Consider the following 23,408-nt stretch of genomic DNA (forward strand, 5'->3'; position numbering starts at 1 on the left):
TTGTTAACGGTCGCGATTTGGGGGAGGTGCTGCGCTGCTTATCGCAGCCCGTCTTTCCCCTCGGCCTCATGGTGGGCCAAGCCGCCCACGCGTGGCAAGGGTCTTCCGCTATCGGTCACGGCAACGGCGATCAGGATCTCGTTGGCACGCGGAGCATCGTTCAGGCGGACCTCAATTCCGTCGAAATGGCTGCGCACATAGGCGGCATCCTTATGGCCCAATGGCACGTCCAACGCCTGCCCAGGCCCCCCCATTTTCTTGGAGGACGGGACGAGGGCCGCGCCCTTCTCGACCGCTTGCCGTAGCGGGGCGCCGAGCTTGGGGTGCAATATCGCCGCAGCATGCTCTAACTCCCCGTTTTCGCCCACCATTGCGGCCTTGCCATAGCTCTCAGTAGCGACCGGTTCGATGCCCAACGCGTCCACGCATTTCCCCCCCAGCAGGCCGCCCAATTCGGCGCCGATCTCCATTAGCTCTGACAGGTCGTCGGCATAGCGTCCGGCAAAGGGGTTTTCGATGACGGCGGCCGCCACCGCTTTGCGCGTCGGCGGGGCGATATCGCAGCCCATTTCGCTATGCGTTTCCTCAACCCAAACAGTGAGTTTTCTGATCTTTGCGCTCATCTCAACCCATCCTCACCGGTAATATTTGCGGCATCCAACCCACCGGCCCGGTTATGGATTCGCGCTCCGGTTGTCATGACCAGCACCACTGCCATCTCATCAGCCTTGGGTGCGTCGTTCAGACCAACCTCAATGGCGTCGAAATGGCTGCGCACGTAGGAGGCGTTGATGTGGGTCACCGGCACATCCAGCCGCGTGCCCGGGCCACCGACCTTTTTGGTCGACGGCACAATAGCCTTCGCCCCGCCCAGGACCTCCCGCATGGCATAGCCGCCGGGCGCGTGCCACAGCGCGGCATGCTCATTCTCTCCGCTGGTGCCGACGATGGCCCCTTTGCCATAGCCCTCGACCACGGTGGGATCACCGCCCAGCATCGCAACCAACCGGTTCGCCATGTCCAGCCCCAGCGGTTTGAGGTCTTCCATAAACGGCTGGATCTCCTCTACATAAGCGCCGGCATAGGGGTTATGGATCACCGCTAGGGCCGCGGCGCGGCGCAGCGGTACTGCGGCGGGTGGCCCGCCTTCGTGGTGGATCTCTTCCAAGGCGGTGGCGATCTTGCGGATCTTCAACTCAGGCATCTTCCAGGGTCTTTCGCGCTGTAATCAATTGGGTCTCTACGGCGCCACGGGTTACCGATTGCCCTTGCAGAAACAAGGCCGCCCCCGTGATCAAACCGGCTTTACGCATGTCCTCAGCCAGGGCAGCCCCCCGGCTCAATGCGGTCAGCGCCGCGGGGGTGGTCAGTTGCGGCACACTGGTCACGACCAGGCGTTGGCCCAAATCGCTGTCGGGCTGCAGATCGCAGGCAGGTTGACGCGCAATCCCGGGATGCTCCGGCAAATCGACGGCATTGCCGATCAGCGTTGCCGCCACATCGGCCATGGCGGCGGTGGGGGCCAGGACGGTGACACTATCGGCGATCCCCATCGATAGGCTGCGTCCGCCGCGCCCGCTGGTGGCAATCCCGCGCACGGGATCAGTGGCGTCGATACTGACGCGCCCCAGATCTTGGCCCGCCAGTCCCGCCATCGCGACGGAAAAGCTCGCTTCTCCCGTCAGGTGCAACGCGATGTCGCCACCATTATTGACATAGGCGCGGCTCAGCGCTGCCGCGTTGACCATAGCCGCCAACACGGTGTCGGCCACGGCCCCGGCAACGGCGGCCATCGGTGTGACAAAACCCTGGTGCGGTGTCACCGCCCGCTGCATCAACCGAGCGATTTCGCCTTGTACAGGCGTTGGATCTGCCGAGCGGAGGCGCGAAAGCTCAGGCACCAATTCGTCCAGAACCCTCCCAAATCGCGCAGCGGCGGCGCGCAAGGCGCGCCCTCGTTCGCCGTCGGCCCCAATGATCAGGTCAATCGGCCCGTGCTGCAGGTGCAGGCGCGCGCCGCCTTCCAGCAATGCCGCCACCGGCCCGGCCATCAGGTGCGCCCCGGCCAGCGATAGTTTTCGCGGGCATGGGGGTTGGGTTGGCCAGCCTTGGCGGCAACTCTGCGCGTTCCGGGTAAGACGACGCTGTCCACTGGCTGCACATGGTCCAGATGCCCGCCAAGCGCCGCGTAGTCTTCCCGCCGCAAGGTGAATTCGATGGGTGCCACCAAGGCCGGGGTCGGCACGTAGCCAAAGGCATCCGTCGGCATGTCCATCACATCGACCATCACGGTGATTCCGCCGCCGGGCCAGACATAGGCCTCCGCCCCGCCGCAGGAAACATAGGTCAGTGCCTCCTTCACCGACCGGGTCAGACGTACCGGGTTCTCGGTCACGCCCGCGCGCAGGCTGCCCCCCGCACCACCCATGAACAGGACCGAACACATCGATGGCTCGCAGTTTTCGGCCACGCGGTCCGCGGTGGCGCGCAGGGCAGGGGGCGTCTCTGCCGGTTGCGGCACCAGATCCGCATCCAACACGAAATAGGCCCATTGCTCACCGGTGGTGGAGATCATCAGCAGCCGCAAACCCGGCCAGGCCTTCTTGGGATCGGCGGATTTCAGGATGCTCAGCGGATCCTCCACATCGGTGCCGCCCCAGCCGGTGCCCGGTTCGGCCACCTGGAAATAGCGGCCCGGCGTCGACCGCCGCCCGTTCACACGGATGCCAGAGGGGCGCATATCCAGCCCCTTGCCCGCCTCGTGTTCGGTCAAAACGCCGGTGATGTGATCGTCGACGACGACGACCTCATCCACATGGGGCTGCCACTGTTTGGCGAACATCCCGATGGCGGCAGAGCCGCACCCAACTCGCATCAGCCGTTCGGGCTGTCCGTCGATGATGGGCGCCTGTCCGGCCTGAACGACCACCGTTGCGCCATCATCAATGGTCAGCTCCACGGCCTCCCGATTGCATAGCCGCAGCAGCGCATCGCAGGTGACCCGGCCCTCTGCCTTGGTCCCGCCGGTCAGATGCTCCACCCCGCCCAGCGACAGCATTTTTGAGCCATATTCGCTGGTCATCACATGGCCCACCGGCTCATCGCCCGCGCGGACGACGGCGCGCTCATGGCCGATAAAGCGGTCCGTGTCGATCTTCACCTTCACGCCGCAATAGCTAAAGATGCCTTCGGTCACGACCGTGACCATATCCACGTCTTCGATCTGCTGGCTCACGATGAACGGCGCCGGTTTGTAGTCGGGATAGGTCGTGCCCGCGCCCACGGCGGTCACAAACGTCCGGTTCCCCTGGATCAGATCGCCGTCCCAATCCGCCGGGTCATGGTCCAGAAACGCAACGGCCTGCGCGCCCGATTGGATCACCGTCAGCGGGTCCAGCCGCACCAAATCGCCGCCATGGTTGGCATAGCGGTCACAGGCGCCGGATTTGCCATCCGCGATGTAGCACATCACGGGGCAAGCATCGCAGCGGATCTTCTCGGCTTTGGCGGCCTGGTCGTCAGGCATATCCGGCCTCCTTCAATGCCGCGCGGACCCGCGCGGGGGTAGCCGGGACCTGCCGGATCCGCACCCCAGTGGCTCGACTGATCGCATTCAGGATGGCAGGGGCCGTCGGGATCAGGGCATGTTCCCCCAGCCCCTTCGCGCCAAACGGGCCATGGGGGTCGGGCTCTTCGATGATCAGCGTCTCAATAGGCGGCACATCCCCGATGGTGGGGATCAGGTAGTCATGCAAGTTTTCGGTCCGTCCCGGGATATATTCCTCCATCAGCGCCATGCCCAGACCCTGGGCCACACCGCCATGGACCTGCCCCTCGACCAGCAGCGGGTTGATGGCCCGACCCACATCATGGGCCGCCACCAGTCGCACCGGCGTCACAGTCCCAAGGCGCGTATCGACATCGACCACAGCCAGATGCGCAGCATAGCCAAACTGGGCATAGGGGCTGCCTTGGCCGTTTTCGTCCAGGGGCAGGGTGGGGGGATCGTAGGTCTCGCTGGCGGCAAGGCTGTAGCCCTCCCCATCGACCGGCAGCGCGCGCAGGTCCGGCATGTGCATCTGTCCGCCATCGGTGATCGAGATCTGGCCATCACTCACCACGATCTGCGCCTCCGGTCCGGCATTTACCAGCGCCAAAAGTTGCGCGCGTAAAGTTTCGCCGGAAAGTTTCGCCGCGTTGCCTGACACGAAGGTCTGGCGGGAGGCCGAGGTTTTGCCCGCATCCGGTGTCACCTGTGTATCGCCGCCGATCAGCGTCAGATCTGCCATCGTGACCCCCATCGCCTGGGCAAAGATCTGGGCGATGACCGTATTGGCCCCCTGGCCGATATCCATGGCCCCTTGATGCAGCACGATTGTCCCGTCGGGCCGGATGCCCGCCTTGATGGTTGAGGGGTTGGGGAGGGAGGTGTTGCCACAGCCATACCAGCCCGCTGCAACACCGACGCCCCGGCGGATCGCAGGATCACCGGTCCTGCCGCTTTCCGCATGGGCTGCTTGCCAGGCCGGGCGCAGCGCTTCCAGGCAGACCTTGATCCCGACACCCCCTTCAAAAACTTGGCCTGTGACGGTCGGTGTGTCGTTGTCCAACGCATTGAGGATCCGGAATTCCAAGGGGTCCATCCCCAGCTGGGCGGCCAGGTCGTCAAACAGGCTTTCCTGTGCGATGGCGGCCTGGGGCACGCCAAAGCCCCGAAATGCCCCGGCAGGCGGGCCGTTGGTGTAGATCCCGCGTGCCTTGGCCCGGTAATCGCTGATGCGGTAGGGGCCGGAAGCGTGGATCGGCACCCGGTTCGACACAGTTGGTCCCCAGGAGGCATAGGCGCCGGTGTTGAAATCCCCGTCGAACGCCATCCCCGACAACCGCCCATCTTTACGCGCGCCAATTTTTACCTGCATCCGCGCCGGATGACGTTTGGTCGAGGATTGCATGGATTCGACCCGGCCATAGGCTATCCGCACCGCCCGCCTGGTTTTAAGCGCGGCAAGTGCCAGGAAAGGCTGCACCGACAGATCCAACTTTGACCCGAACCCGCCGCCCACCGCGGTAGGCACTATGCGGATCTGGTCCAAAGGCTGGGCTAGAATAGCGGCCAATGCTTCCCGGTCCATTCCGGGGGCTTGGGTGCAGGCATGGACCACGACTTGCCTGTCGTGGACTTCGGCAAAACCGGCCTCGGGTTCGATATAGGCGTGTTCGACAAATCCGGTCTCGAACAGGCCTTTTGCGACAACATCCGCCTCGGCCAGCGCGCTTTCGGCATGGCCGCATTGGACGAATCCCCGACACATCTCATTTGTCTCGCCCCGGTCCGGATGGAGTGGCAGGGCCGCCATTGCCGCATCGCAGGTCATCGCGGCAGGAAGCGCGGCCCAGGTGATCGGCAGCACGGTCATATCCAACGCAGTCACAGCCTCTGCCGGGCCGATCAGCGCCGCGACAGCCTCCCCCCGGAACCGGGCGCGGCCTTCGGCAAAGACGGGCTGATCCTCAAAGCCCGGGATCACGCCGAACCGGTTGCGCCCGGGCACGTCCTGCGCCGTCAAGATAGTGGCCAAACCGTGGCTCCTGGCAAAGCCCGACAGATCGCCAAAGGTGAAATCGGCATGGTCGTGGGGGGCGCGAATGACCCGCAAGACCAGCGCATCGGGCGGGGCGATGTCATCGCCAAACCGCTCCGCCCCCGCGATCTTGGCCGCGCCGTCGATGCGGGGGATGGGGCTGCCGACGGATCCATCTGCCGGGGCCTCTAAGCCAGGAATGTGGGCCGCGACGACCGCATCGATGATCTTGCGGTAGCCGGTACAGCGGCACAGAACCCCACTGAGCGCATCGGCAACCTGGGTGGCATCGGGCTGAGGGCTATCCCGCAGCAAGGCCACGGCCGACACCATCATGCCCGGCGTACAAATCCCGCATTGGGCCGCTTGATGGGCCTGAAAGCTGTCTGCCAGGGCCTTTGCATCGGGGTCATCCGCGGCCAATCCCGATACCGTTTCAACCACCTTCCCCATGGCTTGTTGCGTCGCCATCAGACAGGCGCAAAGCGGTGCGCCATCGACCAGAACCGTGCAGGCCCCGCAATCCCCGGCGTTGCAGCCGATCTTGACATCCCGGGCGCCCAATCGCTCCCGTAGGCTGTGGGACAACCGTTCGCCGGGCGGGGCATCCACTTCAACCATTTGGCCGTTCAGGGTAAAGGCCGTCAGCGACAGGCGGCTGTTTTTGTCCATCATAGTGCGGCCTCCGTGATTGCACGGGCGATCAAGGCCTGCACCGCATCGGCTCGATAGGGTGCGTCGGCCCGCATATCGGTGATGGGCGCCAGTGGTACGAAGTGATCCGCATGGAACCGTGTGGCGCAGTCTGCCACACGGCATCCGGTCAATGCGGCTTCAAGGGCCGTCAGCCGCACGGATGTGGGGGAACAGGCCCCGACGGCAATCCGTATCTCGGCAATCAGGCTGCCGTCCAGGCGCAGCCAGACCGCGACCATCGCGATGGAGATCACGAGATATCGCCGCGCGCCCAACTTGACAAAGGCGGCGCGTCCGGGGGCCGGTTTCCGGATCCATAGCCCCGCCATCATCTCCCCCGGCTGCAGCGCGGTCTGTCGCACGCCGGTCAGGAAGGCGGCCAACGGCAATCGCCGCTGTCCCGTGGCGGATGCCAGTTCGACCTCTGCCTCCAGCACCAGCAAAGGCGGGACACCATCAGCGGCGGGGGAGGCATTGCACAGGTTCCCGGCGACCGTTCCCGCATTCTGGATCTGGATCGATCCGACCTCGCATGCGGCAGCCTTCAACGCGTCGAAATCCGGGGGCAGGGGCGCGCGCAGGATATCGGTCCAGGTTGTGGCAGCACCGATCCACCAGCCATCCGGCGCGGCCCGGATGCCGCGCAACCCGTCCACCCGGGTGATGTCCAGAATGTCGCTTGTCACCGGGCGGTCCCCGCGTGCGGGATACCAATCCGTGCCTCCGGCGATCACCTCAACCGGTGCGCATTGCAGCAGGGCCACGGCGTCATCCAAGCAGGTTGGTCGGTGATAGGTCATCAAATGGCCCCGTGGCGCAAGAAATTCATATGCACACAAATAAGAAATCACCAAGCCCCGCTCTGTCAAACGGTAAATGCGGGTTTCTTGATTGACGGCGCGGATCTGTTAGCGTGCAAACAAGAAAACGAGGTGCCCCATGTCAGAACCGTCCGCCAAACTGGTGATCCGCAATATTGGCCTGATGCTGTCGGGCAAGATCGAGGCGCCGATTTTGGACGCGGATTGTCTGATTGCGGTCGATGGCAAGATCGCGGCCTTTGGCAAGGAACGCGATCTAGACACGGAAGGCGCGACCACGGTGGTTGATGCCCATGGCGTGACGCTCGCTCCCGGTCTGATCGACAGTCACATTCACCCGGTTGTGGGGGATTACACGCCGCGCCAGCAGCAGTTGCACTGGATCGACAGCACGCTGAATGGCGGGGTGACGACGTTGATTTCGGCGGGTGAAGTGCATATGCCGGGCCGCCCAAAGGATATCGTGGGCCTCAAGGCGATGGCGATCGCGGCGCAGCGTTGGTACGAAAACTTCCGCCCCTCGGGCGTCAAGGTTCATGCGGGCGCGCCGGTGATTGAACACGGGATGGAGGAGCAGGATTTCAAGGACCTGGCCGAGGCGGGTGTTACCCTGCTGGGAGAGGTCGGGCTGGGCACGGTCAAGGACGGCAAGACCGCCCAACAAATGGTTGGTTGGGCCCGGAAATACGGCATTCAAAGCACCATCCACACCGGCGGGCCATCGATCCCGGGCTCGGGTCTGATCGACGCCGATATGGTGTTGGAGACGGGGACGGATGTGGTTGGCCATATCAATGGCGGGCATTCCGCGCTGCCCGATGATCAGATCATCTGCCTGTGTGAGAACTGCGTCAAGGGGTTGGAGATCGTTCATAACGGGAACGAGCGTGCGGCCTTGCTGACGGTGAACACAGCGCGCGAATTGGGCAAGTTGGACCAGGTGATCCTGGGCACGGATGGTCCAGCCGGGTCGGGTGTGCAGCCCTTGGGGATCTTGCGGATGGTCGCGATGCTGTCGAGCCTGGGGCACGTACCGGCCGAGATCGCTTTTTGCTTTGGCACCGGCAATACGGCGCGCCAGCGGGAGTTGGATACCGGCCTGATCGATGTCGGGTATTGCGCGGATTTTGTTCTGATGGATCAGGCCCAGCACGCGCCGGGTAAAACGATCCTGGAATCGGTGGAACTGGGCAACCTGCCCGGTGTGGGCATGACGATCATCGATGGCAAGATCACCAGCCAGCGCAGCCGCAATACCCCACCGGCTGGCCGATTGCCGCAAATTATCGAACCCTAGCCTTCAAGGGCTCTGTTGCGTTAGCCCATCTGGCAAGCCAGACTTGGTCCAAGCCTTCAGGAGATGGGTATGCCACGTCGAAATCCGTTCAAACAGCATCGATTTCCGAAGGATGTGATTCTCATGGGCTCTGTTGCATTAGTGCGGAGACCTTCAATTGGCCTATCTGGTCATTGGGACTACGCAGCCGCCGATCTGAACAGGTTTGCAACGAATGCCACTTCGGTCAAGACGCCGGGCTCGTTGTTCGCGAAATGGCCCTTTTTGATGGCCCGGTGGGTTTCGATGCCTTTCAGAGTGTTCTTGGCGGAGGTCATCTTTCGGAAGTCCCGTTTTGGTCGTAGAAGCTGCTTCAAAGCAGCGTGGTCAGCTTTAATCCGGTTGTTGAGATACTTACGGTCGACATGTCGGATGCGATCATCTGGACCGGTCCCGAAATTCATCTCTTCGATCACTTTCGCATAGCTGTGTGCCTTGTCCTTTGCCCGGCAGGGCATTGCTTGCGATGCTCGAGAGGGAGTGACGATGGTCATCGGTTGGTAACATCGGACGGTCTCGCTGGCCTGGCGCATGAACGCCCTTGCGGCATTGGCGTTTCGGCGTGCCGTTAATCGGAAATCGATCAGTTGTCCCCGCTGGTCCACGGCGCGCCACAGGTAACGCCACCTGCCGTTCACTCGAACGTAGGTCTCATCCACATGCCATAAGCGCGCTTCCGGATCTCCGGCCCAAACTTCTGGACCCAACGGTAAATGGTGACGGCGTCGACCGTGACCCCACGCTCGGCCAATAGATCGCGTACATCACGATACGACAGTGGATATCGGCACTACCAACGGACCGCCATGGAGATCACATCCGTCGGAAATCGGTGCTGTTGGAACGGATTTCGACGTGGCATATCCACCTCCTGAATGCTTGGACCAAGTCTGGCTTGCCAGCTGGGCTACCGCAACAGAGCCCTTCAAAGGTGTCATGACCCCTCCCGGGCAGATGGCCCCGTGTTTACGGGGCAGAGTTTTCAGTTGAATGATCGGTCGCCCAAAAGCACACTAGATTGAGCCTCAAGATGCCCTCAGTCAAGTCGAAGCATTCAAATTTCGATGGAGTCCTCGTCAAAAGCAATGAGATGCGGGGTGACCAAGGGATCTGAACCGCGCAAACGACCGCTGCGGGGCAGTGGGCCGCGTCGGGCTGCCACGATGGAACAATGCGGAAGGTCGGTCTCAGTCGCCGTGGACGGCAAATGCCTCAAGGCTGGCACCCTGGGGCGCGATGATGCGGAAACGTTCACGGACCCCGCTCTCTTCCAGGCTGCGTTCAACGACCAGCAACGTGTTGTCATCCTGATTGCTGCACATCTCGATCATCTGATCGATCTCCGCCTCGGCCACCGGCAAAGCGGCGTCAACCGATGGCGCGCCGTAGACTGCCGCGAAATGCCCGGCCAAAACCTGGATCAAGGCTGCGCGTTCCGGTTCGGTGATCCGCGCAACGGCGACAAAGGTGGATCGACCAAAGCTCTCCAACCCCAACCATCCATTGGCAAAGGCCTGACGCGCCTTGCCGGTCAACTCCGCCTCGGTCCAGTCGGAAAACGCGAACGTGCCGGGGATCGCCCATTCCCCCACCGTTCCGGCCTGATCGAACACGTTGAGGTCGCTTTCATCCAGCCGGATCACGCGGGCGAGTTTCAGGGTCGTCTCCGTCATGGGGTCTCCAGCATATCGGTCAGGGGCACCGTGCGCGCGCCATCTTCTGTTTGCAAGATCTGACCGCCATGGGGATCAAGCGGAACCGCTGCGCAGGTCGCGTCGATGCACAAACCCTGCCAGGCGGTGATCAAGGGGGCCGCGCCATCGCTGAGATAGCGATTGATCCAGACCAGGCTGTGCCGGGCGGCGGCTTCGATCAGGGCGGGGGGCGTGATCGCTCCGGCGCCTTCTTCTCCCAGTACGGTCTCGTCCGGGGTGGCGCCGGGTTCCGCCTGTGGCAGGGGCAGGGCGGGCACGCGCAGGCCCACGACCAGCCAGTCTTCCCCCGCTGCTGCTCGCAAACCGCCGCAGCGCCCGCCATTGATCAGCAGCGTGCCGGGCCAACGGTACTGCACCGCCATTTCGGGTGGGCCAAGGGCACCCAGCGCCTCTGCCAGCCCCAGGGCCACGGCAATGACACCGGCCATGGCAGCGGGCATCGGATCTTCGGGGGCCAACACCAGGGCGGCGCGGGCGGTGCCCGCATCCTCTGACCAGAACACGGTACCAGGATCTGCCGTTGCCTTGACAGCCGCCAGAAACGGATCGGCGCCCGCAGGCACGGGCTGCCCGGTCAGCAAAGGCGGAAAGCTGGGGGTCATTCCGCCAGCACACCCGCGATCAACGTGTCGGCGAGGGACCAAAAGGCCCGCGCCGCGGCCCCTTCAGGCTTGATCGCCACTACCGGCGCGCCGCTATCGCCCGCCACACGGATCGACAATTCCAACGGCACCTCACCCAGAAACGGCACGTCCAGCTTTGCGGCCTCTGCCGCCGCGCCGCCATGGCCGAACGGATGGTGTACCTTGCCGCAAGTATCGCAAACGAACGCCGCCATATTCTCTATCACGCCCAGGATCGGCGTTCCCATCTTGCGGAACATGTCGATCCCCTTGCGCGCATCGATCAGCGCGATGTCCTGTGGGGTAGATACGATGACAACGCCAGACACATCGGTTTTCTGGCACAGGGTCATCTGCACATCGCCTGTCCCCGGCGGCAGATCGACCAGCAGCACATCCAGCGCGCCCCATTGCACCTGGGCCAGCATCTGTTGCAAGGCACCCATCAGCATGGGGCCGCGCCAAACCAGGGCCTCATCCTCGTCGACCATCAGCCCCAGCGACATCAGCGTCACGCCATGGTTGCGCAGGGGCAGGATCACATGGCCATCGGGGCTGGCCGGGCGACCCGACACACCCAGCATGCGCGGTTGCGACGGGCCATAGACATCGGCATCCAGCAGGCCAACCCGCTGCCCGCGCGCGGCCAAAGCCACGGCGAGGTTGGCTGTAACCGTCGATTTCCCAACACCACCTTTGCCAGAGGCAACGGCGATCACATGCCGGACCCCGGGCACCGGTTGCGGCCCCTGGGGCGCGGTGGGTTTTGCGCCCAAACCCAGATCCGGCGGCGGGCCCTTGGCATCTGGCCCCACCTCTGCCGTCAACACGACCTGCACGTCGGTGATGCCATCCACGGACTTTACGGCGGCCTCGGCGGCGTCTTGCACGGTTGTCGCCTGGGCCGGATCAACCTCAATAATCAGGCGGGCCATGCCTCCTTCGACATTGACGGATTTGACCGCCTTGGCCGCCACAACAGGGCCAAGGGCGGCGCGAATGGCCTCAATATCCGGGTCGCTCATATCGCGCGTTTCTCCGTGGGTTTTGATTTTTCGGGCGGCTGGCATAGGCTGAGGCGATGAAACACCTGATCCTTGCGCCGCTTGTTCTTGTTATGACTGCCGTAACAGTTTTGGCGCAGGAGACGTTGTCCGTCCCGCCCGAGATGATCGAAAGCGGATTTACCAAACACATCCTGCCCCGGTTCAAGTTCAAGCACCGCATCGTATTGAAGCCTGTGACGGGGAAGGCGCCCTTGGCCCTGACGACTGTCGCCACGGGCACGCGGGTGTTCGATGCCGCCGATGGCACAGCCTATTCGCTGACCGGGCAGGGGACTGCCCATGATACGTTCCGCGACTGGCTCAAAAGCACGCCGGGCCTGGCCGCTGTGACCAGTTTCCAGATCGCAGGACAGCCGCAATATGCCGCGCCCAGCAAAAAGGTGGTGGTTGTCGCGCCGACACCGGTGGAGGGTGATGCCCAGCTTGGCGCGCGATTGTCGCTGGTCCATTGCGGGCGCTGTCACGTTGTGGATGACCGCAACCGGATGGGCGGCATTGGCTCGACCCCGTCCTTTGCGGCATTGCGCGGGCGACCGGGCTGGCAGGACCTGTTTCTGGCATTTTGGAGCGCGAACCCACATCCGTCTTTCACTCAGGTCCCAGGCGTGACCGAACCCTTTGGCACTGATCGCCCGACCCATATCGCTCCGGTTGAGATCACGCTGGAGGAGATCGAGGCCATCACTGCTTTTGTCGGCGGGCTTCAGGCAAAGGATTTGGGTCGGCCTGTAAGGTCTTCGAACTAAATACTTTATCATCGTGACTTGATCCGTCCAGAGAGGTCGCCAGGCGGTATGTTTGACAGGCGCCCTGCGCAAACCTTCCGCGTTGACTGACCTGAGTATCAAGGACGGGATCAATTCAGTTTGCCCGGATCATCCGCGGTACGGATCGGGGGCCGGTCTGCCCCCCGGAACGGTGAGTCCTTCTGGTGGTACTGCGCATTCACCCGGCAATCGTCGCACATCTGGATCAGGCGGATATTGTCCGAGCCCTGGAACATCCAATGCTTGCCGTCCAGCTTCTCGGCGATCTTCTCGATCGTAGATTTCACCCCAAAAAGCTTGCCGCATTCAACGCAGGCAAAGGGTTCTTCCTCATGCAGGATCCGGCGCTCCAGCGCCGCCTTGCCAAGCTGCATTTGTGGCGCAAGCGTTATGGCGGTTTCCGGGCAGGTGCTGGCACAGATCCCGCATTGCAAACAGGCGCTTTCCTGAAAGTTCACCTGGGGTGCGTCGGGATTGTCGCCCAACGCCCCGACCGGACAAAGGGAGACGCAGGCCAGGCACAACGTACAGGCCTCTTTATCGATCACCACAGCACCGTAGGGCGCGCCCGCGGGCAGGGGCAGCACGCTATCCGCATCGGTGGCTAGGGCCGTGGCGGTCAGTCGCGCGACCTCCCGCCGGCTGCCAAGGGGCAGGACGGGATCGCTGGTCAACGCGCCGGGGCCTGTCCCGTATAGCGCCTCTTCCAAGGCGTCGGGGTCCTCCGACGCCAGCAATCCGATGCGGCCGGGCTGATCTGCGGATAGGGCATTGGCCAGGCTAATCTGCTCTGCGATCACGCCTTGATCGGCGCGCGGACCAGCCAGCACCAGCGCCTCGGCAAAGCCAACGCCCAAGGCGGCCAACAGCTCTGAATGGCCCACCATTTCGGTGTTCTCGACCTCAACCGGGATCACATCAGCCGGCAATCCACGCCCAAGGCGAGCGGACAGGCGGAACATTTCTCCGCCATGGTCGGCATCATGGAACAGGGCGCGTGGGGCCGCACCACCCGCATTGCGATAGGCGCTGGCGAGTGTCCGCAATCGGTTGAACAGATGGGCCACGGGCGGCGTGTCATAGCTGGCCGCCCCGGACGGGCAGACGGCAGCACAGGCGCCGCAGCCCGCGCAGATGTCAGGGTCAATCGCCACATGATCCCCGGCGGGCAGGATGGCACCGGTTGGGCAGACGGTCAGGCACCGGTCGCAGCCCTGCTGACTGGCGCGGGAATGGGCGCAGATATGGGGGTCAAACCGGATATGCAGGGGCTTTTCGAACGTGCCCACCAGATCGGTCGCGGCACGGATCAAGCGTTCGACCGCCAGCGGATCACCGGGATCGGCTCTTAGATATCCATCGCGCTTCTCGGGGGTGGGGAACAGGGGCGTGCCGCCGCGCAGATCCACGATGACGTCGCAATCGGAGGCTGCGCCATCTCGGGGTACTGCAAATCCCAGCGCTCCGCGGCCCGCCGGGACCAGGGGCGCAAAACCGTCGATCATGACCTTGAACCGGCCCAGGGTTCCGCTGGCCTGCCGCAACCGGCCCGTGATGAGGTCAAAGCCCTCGGGCGGCAAAACATCCGATGGCGGCTTTGCCAGGATACAGGTCACCGGCAGGCTTTCTCCCAGCCGCGCCGCGGCGGCCAGTGCAACATCACCTTCGCCCAGAACCAGCGTCACACCCTCTGACACGATGTCTTTTACCGGGATCGCAGGCACATCCATGGCCGCCTCTGCCAGCAACGCGGCTTGTTTTGCAAAGGCCGCGCCATCGGCCGTCCAGCCCGCGCGGTCCCGGATATCGGCTGTCACCACGGGAGTGTCGCCTGCCATCTCGACAAACAGATCGGCCATCTGGCCGCAGGCGATCAGCGTGGTGCCGTCAGCGGCCAGGCTGCGCTCTGCCACATCCAGGTCACCCATGCAGGCGGCTTCGCAGGTCGAAACCTCGGCGCCGGGCAGGGCGAGGGCGGCGCTTTCGGCATCCACCTGTTGGCTGCCCGCGCAATTGCACAGCACGGCGCGTGCGATTTTGACCATGTTTCCTCCCCTTGCTGGACCCGTATGTTACGAATCTGGCGTGGCGCGCATATTGATCGCAACTTTTGACAATCGCAAACGCTCCGCCCATCTTGCCCCCAATCGTGAGGAGCACATCTTGGACAAAACAGCCACTCTTCCGCTGGGCATCGTTCTGCAACGCCGTCCCGGTGTCACCCGCTGGGTCAAGTGGCACTGGCGCGCCGCTGCCGTCTTGCCCGGTGCGGGGCCTGCCGCTTGGCATCTGCTGCGCCAGGACGGCGATGTGACCGAATACCACGCCTGCACCCTGCCATTGGAGTTGCACCGGACCGAGGTGGAGGCCTACCGCATCTCCCTCACGATGGAACCGCCCAGCCTGTTTGTCATCCTGCGTGACAGCGGCGATGCCGACTATCCGCTCAAGGTTCACTCCGTCACAGCCTCGGCCTACGAGGCGCAGGATTACATGGATAGCGGGGAGGAGCAGGTGGAAAAAGTCCCCATGCCGGACGGCTTGATTGCCTGGATTCGCGATTTTTCAGACGCCCATGCGCGGGACGAGCCGTTCAAGAAACGCAAGCGCGACAAGAAACGTATCGATCTGGTGGAGGATGGCATTGGCGATGTCCGCATTCGCCAAACCGCCGATGTCTACCGCGCGCCCTCACAAACCAAACCGAACGGCAAGGCATGAGCGATCAACATCCCTCCGACCGGGATCAGGATCCCGAAACGGCGCAAGCCACGTATCTGGCCGAACATGACCTTGCTGACCCCGATACGCTGAAACCGGGTGATGACTTTCGCGCTTATCTAAAGGATGGCGTGCCCGATCTGCTGCGCCGCCGGGCCTTGCGGGCCCTGTGGCGGTCCAACCCGATCTTGGCCAATGTCGATGGTTTGGTCGATTATGGCGAGGATTTCACGGATGCCGCCATGGTTCCTGATATTCTGGCCACGGTCTACAAGGTCGGCAAGGGCATGGTCGATCAAAGCCTGAAAGCCGATGAGGAAGACCCCGCCGAACAGGACGTGGCAGATATACCTCTCGACATCCCCGACCTTGGTCGTAGTCCCGAGGTCTCATTATTGGCCGAAAATGCTGAAATCGCCCCTGCCAAATCGCCAGAAAATGACATGATATCAGAGGGTTCAGTACCGCAAGCGCCACCTGCAAAGCGCATGCAATTCCGATTTGAAAGCTAAGGTATGTGCGACCAAAAAGGAATTGCCACTTCGCGAAGCGTCCTCATAACGTGCCGCTATGGTATGCGATAGACGACCGAACATATGACCAAAGCCGCCGCAGCAGACGCCACGGCCGTAACTGATGAAGACCGGTTGCGCGCAGATTTTTATGTGTTGCTGTCACTGCTACTGACCAAAGCGCCGGATCAGGCGATGCTCGATCAGATTGCCGCCCTTGATGGGGACAAATCTGAGTTGGGGCAGGGCATCGCTTTGCTTGCGCACCTTGCCGCATCCTTCACGCCAGACGACGCCGCCCGCGAATACAACGCCCTGTTTATCGGGTTGGGTCGGGGCGAATTGCTCCCCTATGCCAGCTACTACCTGACCGGTTTTTTGAATGAAAAGCCGCTGGCTTTGTTGCGTGATCACATGGCGAAACTGGGTTTGGAGCGCGATCCGCAAGTCAAGGAACCCGAAGATCACATCGCCGCCTTGTGTGAGATGATGGCGGGTTTGATCACAGGTGACCTTGGTGTGTCGTTGGATGTCGCCGACCAGCACGCTTTTTTCAACACGCATCTGGCCACGTGGGCCGGGCATTTTTTCACCGACCTCGAAGGGGCGAAGGGGGCCAAGTTGTATGCGCCCGTCGGCACTATCGGTCGGCTGTTTATCGAAATCGAAATCGAAGCATTCAGATTGGACGGCTAAGGCATGTGCCTTAGCAAAAGGGAAGGACACGACAGTGGAAACCAAATCAAAAGGCGAAAGCCGCCGGGGCTTCCTGAAATTGGCAGGCACGTCAGCGCCCGCCGCGGTTGCCTTGGCTGTCACTGGCACGTCGGCTAGGGCCGATACCGCTGTTGAGGCTGGCGAGGGGATGGTGAAAACCGACCACGTCAAAAAGTACCTTGAAAGCGCCCGGTTTTAAGACCGGTCAAACCTGACTGTAATCCGCGCCGAAGCGCAGGTTACCCGACATGATCTGATGGGGCCCCCAGGGCTCATAGGGAGGGATAAGATGCTCAGGAAAAAGGCCACCGGGTCTGTCAACGGTTGCAGCAGCAGTGCAGCGCGCCACCACACCGCCACTACCAAGGTTGATCGCCGCAGCTTCTTGCGCGGTTCGGGTCTGGCCATTGGTGGTCTGGCCGCTATCACCGCCACGGGCGGCCGTGTCACGCGCGCCAATGCCCAGGCCGCGGCCAAGGCACCGGTGGAGATCCGCAAATCGGTCTGTACCCACTGTTCCGTTGGTTGTACCGTCCTGGCAGAGGTCTCGAACGGTGTTTGGACCGGTCAGGAGCCCGCTTGGGATAGTCCCTTCAACCTCGGTGCCCATTGCGCCAAAGGGGCTGCCGTCCGCGAACATGCCCATGGCGAGCGCCGCCTGAAATACCCGATGAAGCTGGAAGGCGGCGAATGGAAGCGCGTCAGCTGGGACGAGGCCATCGACGCGGTCGGTGACAAGATGATGCAGATCCGTGAGGAAAGCGGACCTGACAGCGTCTACTGGCTGGGCTCCGCCAAGCATAATAACGAACAGGCGTACCTATTCCGCAAATTCGCGGGCTACTGGGGCACCAACAACGTCGACCACCAGGCCCGGATCTGCCATTCGACGACAGTGGCCGGGGTGGCCAATACATGGGGCTACGGCGCCATGACCAACAGCTACAACGACATCCATAACAGCCGCGCGATCTTTATCATCGGCGGCAACCCGGCCGAGGCGCATCCCGTTTCGCTGCTGCATCTGCTGCGCGCGAAAGAACAGAACAATGCCCCCGTCATTGTTTGTGACCCGCGCTTTACCCGCACCGCCGCCCATGCCGATGAATATGTCCGCATGCGGCCCGGCTCTGACGTCGCGCTGGTTTGGGGCATCCTGTGGCACATCTTCGAGAATGGGTGGGAGGATAAGGAATTTATCCGCACCCGGGTCTGGGGCATGGATCAGATCCAGGCCGAGGTCGCTAAATGGACCCCCGAAGAGGTCGAGCGTGTCACCGACGTCCCCGGCAGCCAGCTGGAACGCGTGGCCCGCACCCTGGCCAATAACCGCCCCGGTACCGTGATCTGGTGCATGGGCGGCACCCAGCACACCAACGGCAACAACAACACCCGCGCCTATTGCGTGTTGCAGCTTGCCCTTGGCAACATGGGCACATCGGGCGGCGGCACCAACATCTTTCGCGGCCACGACAACGTACAGGGTGCGACCGACCTTGGCGTCCTGTCGCACACCCTGCCGGGCTATTATGGCCTGAAAGAGGGTTCCTGGGCCCATTGGGCGCGCGTCTGGGGCGAGGATATCGATTGGCTCAAGGGCCAGTTCGCCGAAGGGCCAGAGGTGGACGGCAAAGCCACATCCCTGATGAATTCCACCGGTATCCCGGTCAGCCGCTGGATCGACGGTGTGCTGGAGAACAAGGACAACATGGATCAGCCGGACAATGTCCGCGCCATGGTTCTGTGGGGCCACGCCCCCAACTCCCAGACCCGCATGACGGATATGAAGGAAGCGATGGAAAAGCTCGACCTGATGGTCGTGATCGATCCCTATCCGACGGTTTCCGCCGTCCTCAGCGACCGCACCGATGGCGTTTACCTGCTGCCGGCCTCGACCCAGTTCGAGACGTCAGGCTCGGTCACGGCCTCCAACCGCTCCATCCAATGGCGCGAACAGGTGGTCGACCCGCTGTTTGAATCGCTGCCTGATCACATCATCATCGCCAAATTTGCGGAGAAGTTCGGCTTTGCCGACCGCCTCTTCCGCAATATCGACGTGGTCGATGGTGAACCGGTCATCGAAGATATCACCCGCGAGTTCAACAGCGGCATGTGGACCGTCGGCTATACCGGCCAGTCGCCTGAGCGCATCAAGCTTCACATGGCCAACCAGCACACATTTGATCGCACGACGCTACAGGCTGTGGGTGGCCCTGCCGATGGCGACTATTACGGCATGCCGTGGCCGTGCTGGGGCACGCCCGAGATGAATCATCCCGGCACGCCAAACCTGTACGACATGTCCAAACCTGTCTCCAAAGGCGGTCTGACCTTCCGGGCCCGCTTTGGTGTAGAACATGAAGGCGACAATCTGCTGGCCGAAGGGGTCTATTCCCAGGGCTCTGAAATTCAGGATGGCTACCCTGAATTCACCATGGCCATGCTCAAGGAGTTGGGTTGGGATGGCGACCTGACGGATGACGAGCGCAGCGCGATCGAGGGCGTCGCAGGTGACAAGACCAACTGGAAAACCGATCTGTCCGGCGGTATCCAACGGGTGGCGATTCAGCATGAATGCGCGCCCTTCGGCAATGCCAAGGCCCGCGCCGTGGTTTGGACCTTCCCCGACCCCGTACCTCTCCACCGCGAGGCGCTCTATACCAGCCGTCGCGATCTGGTTGAGGATTATCCGACCTACGAGGACCGGCAGTTTTACCGCCTGCCAACGCTCTATGCGTCGATCCAGAAACAGGACTTTTCCAAGGATTATCCGATCATCCTCACGTCGGGTCGCCTGGTGGAATACGAAGGCGGTGGGGATGAAACCCGCTCCAACCCTTGGCTCGCCGAACTGCAGCAAGACATGTTCGTCGAGATCAATCCGCGGGATGCCAACAATCTGGGCCTCCGCGATGGATCCCAGGTTTGGGTCGAAGGGCCCGAAGGCGGCAAGGTCAAGGTCATGGCCATGCTCACCAATCGCGTCGGTGAGGGCGTGGCCTTCATGCCATTCCACTTCGGGGGGCATTTCCAGGGTGCGGATCTGAGGGACAAATACCCCGAAGGCGCTGACCCCTATGTACTGGGCGAATCCACGAACACTGCGCAGACCTATGGCTACGACTCGGTGACCCAGATGCAGGAAACCAAAGCCACCCTCTGCAAGATCACAGCGGCTTAAGGAGAAAAATCATGGCAAGAGCGAAATTTCTCTGCGACGCCGAACGCTGCATCGAATGCAATGCCTGCGTGACCGCTTGTAAGAACGAACACGAAGTGCCTTGGGGCATCAACCGTCGCCGCGTGGTGACCATCAATGATGGTTCTCCGGGTGAACGTTCCATCTCGGTCGCATGCATGCACTGTTCCGACGCGCCCTGCATGGCCGTCTGCCCAGTGGATTGCTTCTACCAGAACGAAGAAGGCGTGGTCCTGCACTCCAAGGACCTCTGCATTGGCTGTGGTTACTGCTTCTACGCGTGTCCCTTCGGCGCGCCGCAATATCCGCAGGCGGGCAACTTTGGCAGCCGGGGCAAGATGGACAAATGCACCTTCTGCAATGGTGGACCCGAGGAAACCCACTCTACCGCCGAGTTCGCCAAATACGGTCGTAACCGTATCGCCGAAGGCAAGCTGCCTATCTGCGCCGAGATGTGTTCGACCAAGGCGTTGCTGGCTGGTGACGGGGACGATGTCAGCGACATCTACCGCGAACGCGTCGTCGCCCGCGGCTTTGGCTCCGGCGCCTGGGGCTGGGGTACCGCCTACGGCCAAAAAGGCGGCTAAGCCAGGCTAAAGAAACCAGGGGGCGATGGATGCCTAACCACCCCCCCCCGGACCCGAGACCAAACACCTGGAGCGTCTGACGAATTACCTGAAACACTACGCATCACGTAACGCGTTGAAATCTGTGGTTTCAGGCAGTGTCACGTGACACAGGTTTCTTGCATGACGCTCTAGGCTCCCAGATGAGTTCTGGGTCGCCTGCCGGACAAAGCACCGACAAACCCACCAGTCCCGTATCGGTGACCGAACCTACCCGCGCGGCTTATTTCTCGTGTTTCAGATACCCGAGCGGATCATATCTCGGATCTTCACGGCTTTCTCAAAATGGTCCAATCCATGTTTTTTGATCCACCACTCAGCCGCTTCCATCAGCAAAGCGGGGTCATCATTCTTGTTTGCAAAAAATGCATAGAATGAGAGGCCTTCGGCTTCACCTTTCTTGGCAATCTTATCATTGCAGACAGCAATAGCCTTGGCTCTCAGACTTGACCGCACGATGGTCCTTTCAACAGAATTTACACGTCGGTACCATACAGAGGGTACGTACGGAACATGATGGACCTGGGCTCAAACCCGACCTTGCAATAACTTAGCTTCTGTCAACATGGTGCAGGTGCTGTGACGGCTTGCAGCATACCTCAATCATCGAAAATCACATAAAAAGTTAACTGGCTGTGATACCAGCGCACAATTCATATGCATGGTTTGTGCATTGGATGTGTATCATATTGCAGCCCAAACTCTCAGGTCAAATGCATCGTCGCGATCCACTCGTCCCGCGGCTCCAAATCGCTCCTGCTTGAAGACGGCGTGAGGAGGTCACCCTAAACCTGATCCATACAAAAGTTGCCTGCAATCATCGAGGTGAGAGTATAACTATCTGATATTTATTTGAAATTTTCATCTGGTGGCATCCCGTAGGGGAATCGAACCCCTCTTTCCAGGTTGAAAACCTGGCGTCCTAACCGATAGACGAACGGGACAAAGCCAGCCGTGCAGCGTGGTTTAGGCAATGGTGCCGGCAAGGGCAAGAGCTTTTTTGGTCGGCTCGATATTCCCTTGTGAGATTTTTGGTAACTTGCTGATTTGATGCTGTTTTATCACCCTTTAGATCTCAGCCCGTCATCCAGCTTCAGCCGCATCTTCCAGTCTGAATTGCGGGATCTGACGACCGCCCCAGTGGTTGATCTCCAGCCGCCCAGCCAGATGGAACCGCGCCCCGCCATGGCTTTCCAGCCGCGGACCCAGCGCCGTATCGAAGGCCCCGAATGCAATCCCATCCAACCGCGCGCCCAGCCCATCACCAATGCTCACCTTCAGGTGTCGGTCGCCGACACGTTTGGCATGTAGGATCTGCATGTCGGGTAAGGCAAAACGGGGGGCAGGGGCAGATGCACCAAAAGGGCCTGCAGTCTCGATTTGTTCGATCAGCGGCACGGTCACAGCACGCGGCATCAGCAATCCATCGATCCGCAACATGCGCGGCCCGGTCGACCCGGCTCCTTGTCGGGCGAGCAGTTCTGACAGTCGCCCCATGGCCGCGTCAAGGTGATCTGCGGCCACTGTCAGCCCGGCCGCCATCTTGTGGCCGCCGCCTTTGATCAGCAGGCCTTCGCCCGCCAGTCGCTGGATCGATGCTCCCAGATCTACCCCGGTGACAGACCGGCCCGAACCCTTGCCGATGCCGTCATCCAGCCCGATCACGATTGCGGGACGATTCAGGGCCTCCTTTAATCGGGAAGCGACGATGCCCACAACACCCGGATGCCAGCCGTCGCCCGCTGCCCACACAAAGGGGGCATCCGCTCCGCGCGCTTCAGCTTGGGCGAGGGCCTCTTCCGTCACATGCGCCTCGATTTCCCGCCGCTCTTTGTTCAACTGATCCAGGCGTTCGGCCATGGCTCGGGCCTCTGCCGGGTTGTCACATGCCAACAGTCGCGCACCGAGGTCGGCTTTGCCGATCCGGCCACCGGCATTGATCCGAGGGCCCAGCAGATAGCCGAGGTGATAGGCCGTGGGCAAAGCGTTCAGGCCAGCCAAATCGCCGAGAGCCGTCAGGCTGACACGTTCACGCCGCGCCATGACCTTTAACCCCTGGCGCACAAAGGCGCGGTTGACGCCGACCAAGGGCGCCACATCCGCGACAGTGGCCAAGGCCACCAGATCAAGCATCGCCATCAGATCCGGCCCGCCCTGGCCCGCGGCGCGGCGCTGGCGCGTGATCTCGACAAGCATCAGAAACACGACCGCCGCGGCGCAAAGATGGGCAAGATCCCCGGTTTCGTCCTGCCGGTTCGGGTTCACGACGGCGCAGGCCGGTGGCAGGGTTTCGCCGCCCAGGTGATGGTCCAGCACGATAACATCGGTTTGCTCAGCGGCGGCCAGGGCATCATGACTGAGTGTGCCACAATCCACGCAGATGATCAGATCATGGGTGCAGGCCAGGTCAGCAATTGCCGGAGCGTTGGGGCCATATCCTTCATCGATCCGGTCCGGAACGTAAAGCGTGGCCGACAGGCCCAAGTCGCGCAACCAGACGATCAGCAACGCGGCGGAGGCTCCGCCATCCACGTCATAATCTGCAAAAATCGCAATCCGCTGGCGTTGCATGACGGCGGTGCAAAAGCGGGTGGCTGCCGTCTCCATGTCGCGCAGGGATCTGGGATCGGGCAACAGGGCCTTCAGGGATGGGGCCAGGTAATCCGGCGCCTCTTCACCTGTCACACCGCGCGCGGCGAGGATCCGGGCGACCGGGTCGGGCAGGGAGGTGGATTGGGCCAGCGCCTCGGCCCGCCGCTCCAAATCCACGGATGGACCCTGCCAGCTTCGTCCGGTCAGGGATGCGCCGATATCCAGAAATGGGCGTTCCACCAGATCCTTTGCCATGCTCACCCCACCTGTTGTGTTTCGTTGGTGGCAGCATACACGATATGCCGATAGCCGCAAAGCCGCGTTTGATGGCCTGGCGCGAGATGGTTGGGTTTACGTTGGGGACGGCCTTACGGTTCCCCACCGTCGCTGTACCAGGTCGAGTCACGCCAAAGGCAGGGCCAACCACGCCCATG

At 62.1% G+C, this 23,408-nt stretch carries 21 protein-coding genes and 1 tRNA gene; 8 read left to right on the forward strand and 14 right to left on the reverse strand.

What is annotated here, in order from left to right; translation table 11 throughout:
- Positions 1-38: 38 nt before the first annotated feature.
- Genes IU397_RS05010 through IU397_RS05035 form a run of 6 tightly spaced genes read right to left on the reverse strand, consistent with a single transcriptional unit; the run spans position 39 to position 7,078 of the window.
- Positions 39-623: an amino acid synthesis family protein gene (locus IU397_RS05010; protein WP_204411355.1), complete on the reverse strand. Its 585-nt coding sequence runs from the start codon at positions 621-623 to the stop codon at positions 39-41.
- Positions 620-1,204: an amino acid synthesis family protein gene (locus IU397_RS05015; protein ID WP_204411356.1), complete on the reverse strand. Its 585-nt coding sequence runs from the start codon at positions 1,202-1,204 to the stop codon at positions 620-622. The genes IU397_RS05010 and IU397_RS05015 overlap by 4 nt, the downstream gene beginning before the upstream one ends.
- The gene (locus IU397_RS05020) at positions 1,197-2,051 is read right to left on the reverse strand and encodes a UPF0280 family protein (protein WP_204411359.1); all 855 of its coding nucleotides are present in this window, start codon (positions 2,049-2,051) and stop codon (positions 1,197-1,199) included. Before IU397_RS05020 ends, IU397_RS05015 begins: the two co-directional genes overlap by 8 nt.
- The gene (locus tag IU397_RS05025) at positions 2,051-3,526 is read right to left on the reverse strand and encodes a 6-hydroxynicotinate reductase (RefSeq protein WP_204411361.1); all 1,476 of its coding nucleotides are present in this window, start codon (positions 3,524-3,526) and stop codon (positions 2,051-2,053) included. The genes IU397_RS05020 and IU397_RS05025 overlap by 1 nt, the downstream gene beginning before the upstream one ends.
- The gene (locus tag IU397_RS05030) at positions 3,519-6,254 is read right to left on the reverse strand and encodes a molybdopterin cofactor-binding domain-containing protein (RefSeq protein WP_204411490.1); all 2,736 of its coding nucleotides are present in this window, start codon (positions 6,252-6,254) and stop codon (positions 3,519-3,521) included. Before IU397_RS05030 ends, IU397_RS05025 begins: the two co-directional genes overlap by 8 nt.
- Complete coding sequence (locus IU397_RS05035) at positions 6,254-7,078, reverse strand: xanthine dehydrogenase family protein subunit M (protein ID WP_204411364.1); 825 nt, start codon at positions 7,076-7,078, stop codon at positions 6,254-6,256. The genes IU397_RS05030 and IU397_RS05035 overlap by 1 nt, the downstream gene beginning before the upstream one ends.
- A gap of 139 nt (positions 7,079-7,217) precedes the next feature.
- Between IU397_RS05035 and IU397_RS05040 the strand changes: the two genes are divergently transcribed.
- Positions 7,218-8,396: an amidohydrolase family protein gene (locus IU397_RS05040; RefSeq protein WP_204411366.1), complete on the forward strand. Its 1,179-nt coding sequence runs from the start codon at positions 7,218-7,220 to the stop codon at positions 8,394-8,396.
- A gap of 179 nt (positions 8,397-8,575) precedes the next feature.
- On the opposite strand, the gene IU397_RS05045 is transcribed toward IU397_RS05040, so the two are convergent.
- From IU397_RS05045 to IU397_RS05060, 4 genes are all read right to left on the reverse strand, one after another.
- Positions 8,576-9,073 carry a DDE-type integrase/transposase/recombinase gene (locus IU397_RS05045; protein ID WP_370541610.1) on the reverse strand — a complete coding sequence of 166 codons (498 nt, stop codon included), beginning with the start codon at positions 9,071-9,073 and terminating at the stop codon, positions 8,576-8,578.
- Positions 9,074-9,622: 549 nt separating this feature from the next.
- A complete protein-coding gene (locus IU397_RS05050; protein ID WP_239479596.1) occupies positions 9,623-10,108 on the reverse strand; it encodes a DUF6505 family protein in 486 nt (161 codons plus the stop codon).
- Positions 10,105-10,752, reverse strand: coding sequence for a biotin/lipoate--protein ligase family protein (locus IU397_RS05055; protein ID WP_204411369.1), 648 nt, complete (start codon positions 10,750-10,752; stop codon positions 10,105-10,107). The genes IU397_RS05050 and IU397_RS05055 overlap by 4 nt, the downstream gene beginning before the upstream one ends.
- A complete protein-coding gene (locus IU397_RS05060; protein WP_204411371.1) occupies positions 10,749-11,798 on the reverse strand; it encodes an Mrp/NBP35 family ATP-binding protein in 1,050 nt (349 codons plus the stop codon). Before IU397_RS05060 ends, IU397_RS05055 begins: the two co-directional genes overlap by 4 nt.
- Positions 11,799-11,854: 56 nt before the next feature.
- Between IU397_RS05060 and IU397_RS05065 the strand changes: the two genes are divergently transcribed.
- The gene (locus IU397_RS05065; protein ID WP_204411373.1) at positions 11,855-12,586 is read left to right on the forward strand and encodes a hypothetical protein; all 732 of its coding nucleotides are present in this window, start codon (positions 11,855-11,857) and stop codon (positions 12,584-12,586) included.
- A gap of 110 nt (positions 12,587-12,696) precedes the next feature.
- Here IU397_RS05065 and IU397_RS05070 read toward each other — a convergent pair whose 3' ends face one another.
- The gene (locus IU397_RS05070; protein WP_204411375.1) at positions 12,697-14,652 is read right to left on the reverse strand and encodes a 4Fe-4S binding protein; all 1,956 of its coding nucleotides are present in this window, start codon (positions 14,650-14,652) and stop codon (positions 12,697-12,699) included.
- A gap of 118 nt (positions 14,653-14,770) precedes the next feature.
- Here IU397_RS05070 and IU397_RS05075 point away from each other — a divergent pair, with 118 nt between their 5' ends.
- From IU397_RS05075 to fdh3B, 6 genes are all read left to right on the forward strand, one after another.
- Entirely contained in the window at positions 14,771-15,328 is a 558-nt protein-coding gene (locus tag IU397_RS05075) for a DUF3305 domain-containing protein (protein WP_239479597.1), read from the forward strand.
- Positions 15,325-15,840, forward strand: coding sequence for a DUF3306 domain-containing protein (locus IU397_RS05080; RefSeq protein WP_204411380.1), 516 nt, complete (start codon positions 15,325-15,327; stop codon positions 15,838-15,840). The genes IU397_RS05075 and IU397_RS05080 overlap by 4 nt, the downstream gene beginning before the upstream one ends.
- Before the next feature lie 84 nt (positions 15,841-15,924).
- The gene (locus IU397_RS05085; RefSeq protein ID WP_204411382.1) at positions 15,925-16,536 is read left to right on the forward strand and encodes a molecular chaperone; all 612 of its coding nucleotides are present in this window, start codon (positions 15,925-15,927) and stop codon (positions 16,534-16,536) included.
- Positions 16,537-16,570: 34 nt separating this feature from the next.
- Positions 16,571-16,756 carry a twin-arginine translocation signal domain-containing protein gene (locus IU397_RS05090; protein ID WP_204411384.1) on the forward strand — a complete coding sequence of 62 codons (186 nt, stop codon included), beginning with the start codon at positions 16,571-16,573 and terminating at the stop codon, positions 16,754-16,756.
- Positions 16,757-16,846: 90 nt separating this feature from the next.
- Positions 16,847-19,738, forward strand: a complete 2,892-nt coding sequence (locus tag IU397_RS05095) for a formate dehydrogenase subunit alpha (RefSeq protein WP_204411387.1) — start codon at positions 16,847-16,849, stop codon at positions 19,736-19,738.
- Positions 19,739-19,749: 11 nt separating this feature from the next.
- Positions 19,750-20,343 carry a formate dehydrogenase FDH3 subunit beta gene (gene fdh3B, locus IU397_RS05100; protein ID WP_204411388.1) on the forward strand — a complete coding sequence of 198 codons (594 nt, stop codon included), beginning with the start codon at positions 19,750-19,752 and terminating at the stop codon, positions 20,341-20,343.
- A 276-nt stretch (positions 20,344-20,619) separates the two neighbouring features.
- Here fdh3B and IU397_RS05105 read toward each other — a convergent pair whose 3' ends face one another.
- From IU397_RS05105 to recJ, 3 genes are all read right to left on the reverse strand, one after another.
- Complete coding sequence (locus IU397_RS05105) at positions 20,620-20,838, reverse strand: DUF6500 family protein (RefSeq protein WP_204411390.1); 219 nt, start codon at positions 20,836-20,838, stop codon at positions 20,620-20,622.
- 413 nt (positions 20,839-21,251) lie between these two features.
- A tRNA-Glu gene (locus IU397_RS05110) sits at positions 21,252-21,326 on the reverse strand.
- Positions 21,327-21,465: 139 nt separating this feature from the next.
- Entirely contained in the window at positions 21,466-23,229 is a 1,764-nt protein-coding gene (recJ, locus tag IU397_RS05115) for a single-stranded-DNA-specific exonuclease RecJ (RefSeq protein ID WP_204411391.1), read from the reverse strand.
- Between the last annotated feature and the right edge of the window lie 179 nt (positions 23,230-23,408).

The organism is Actibacterium sp. 188UL27-1 (assembly GCF_016901225.1).
Taxonomy (GTDB): domain Bacteria; phylum Pseudomonadota; class Alphaproteobacteria; order Rhodobacterales; family Rhodobacteraceae; genus 188UL27-1.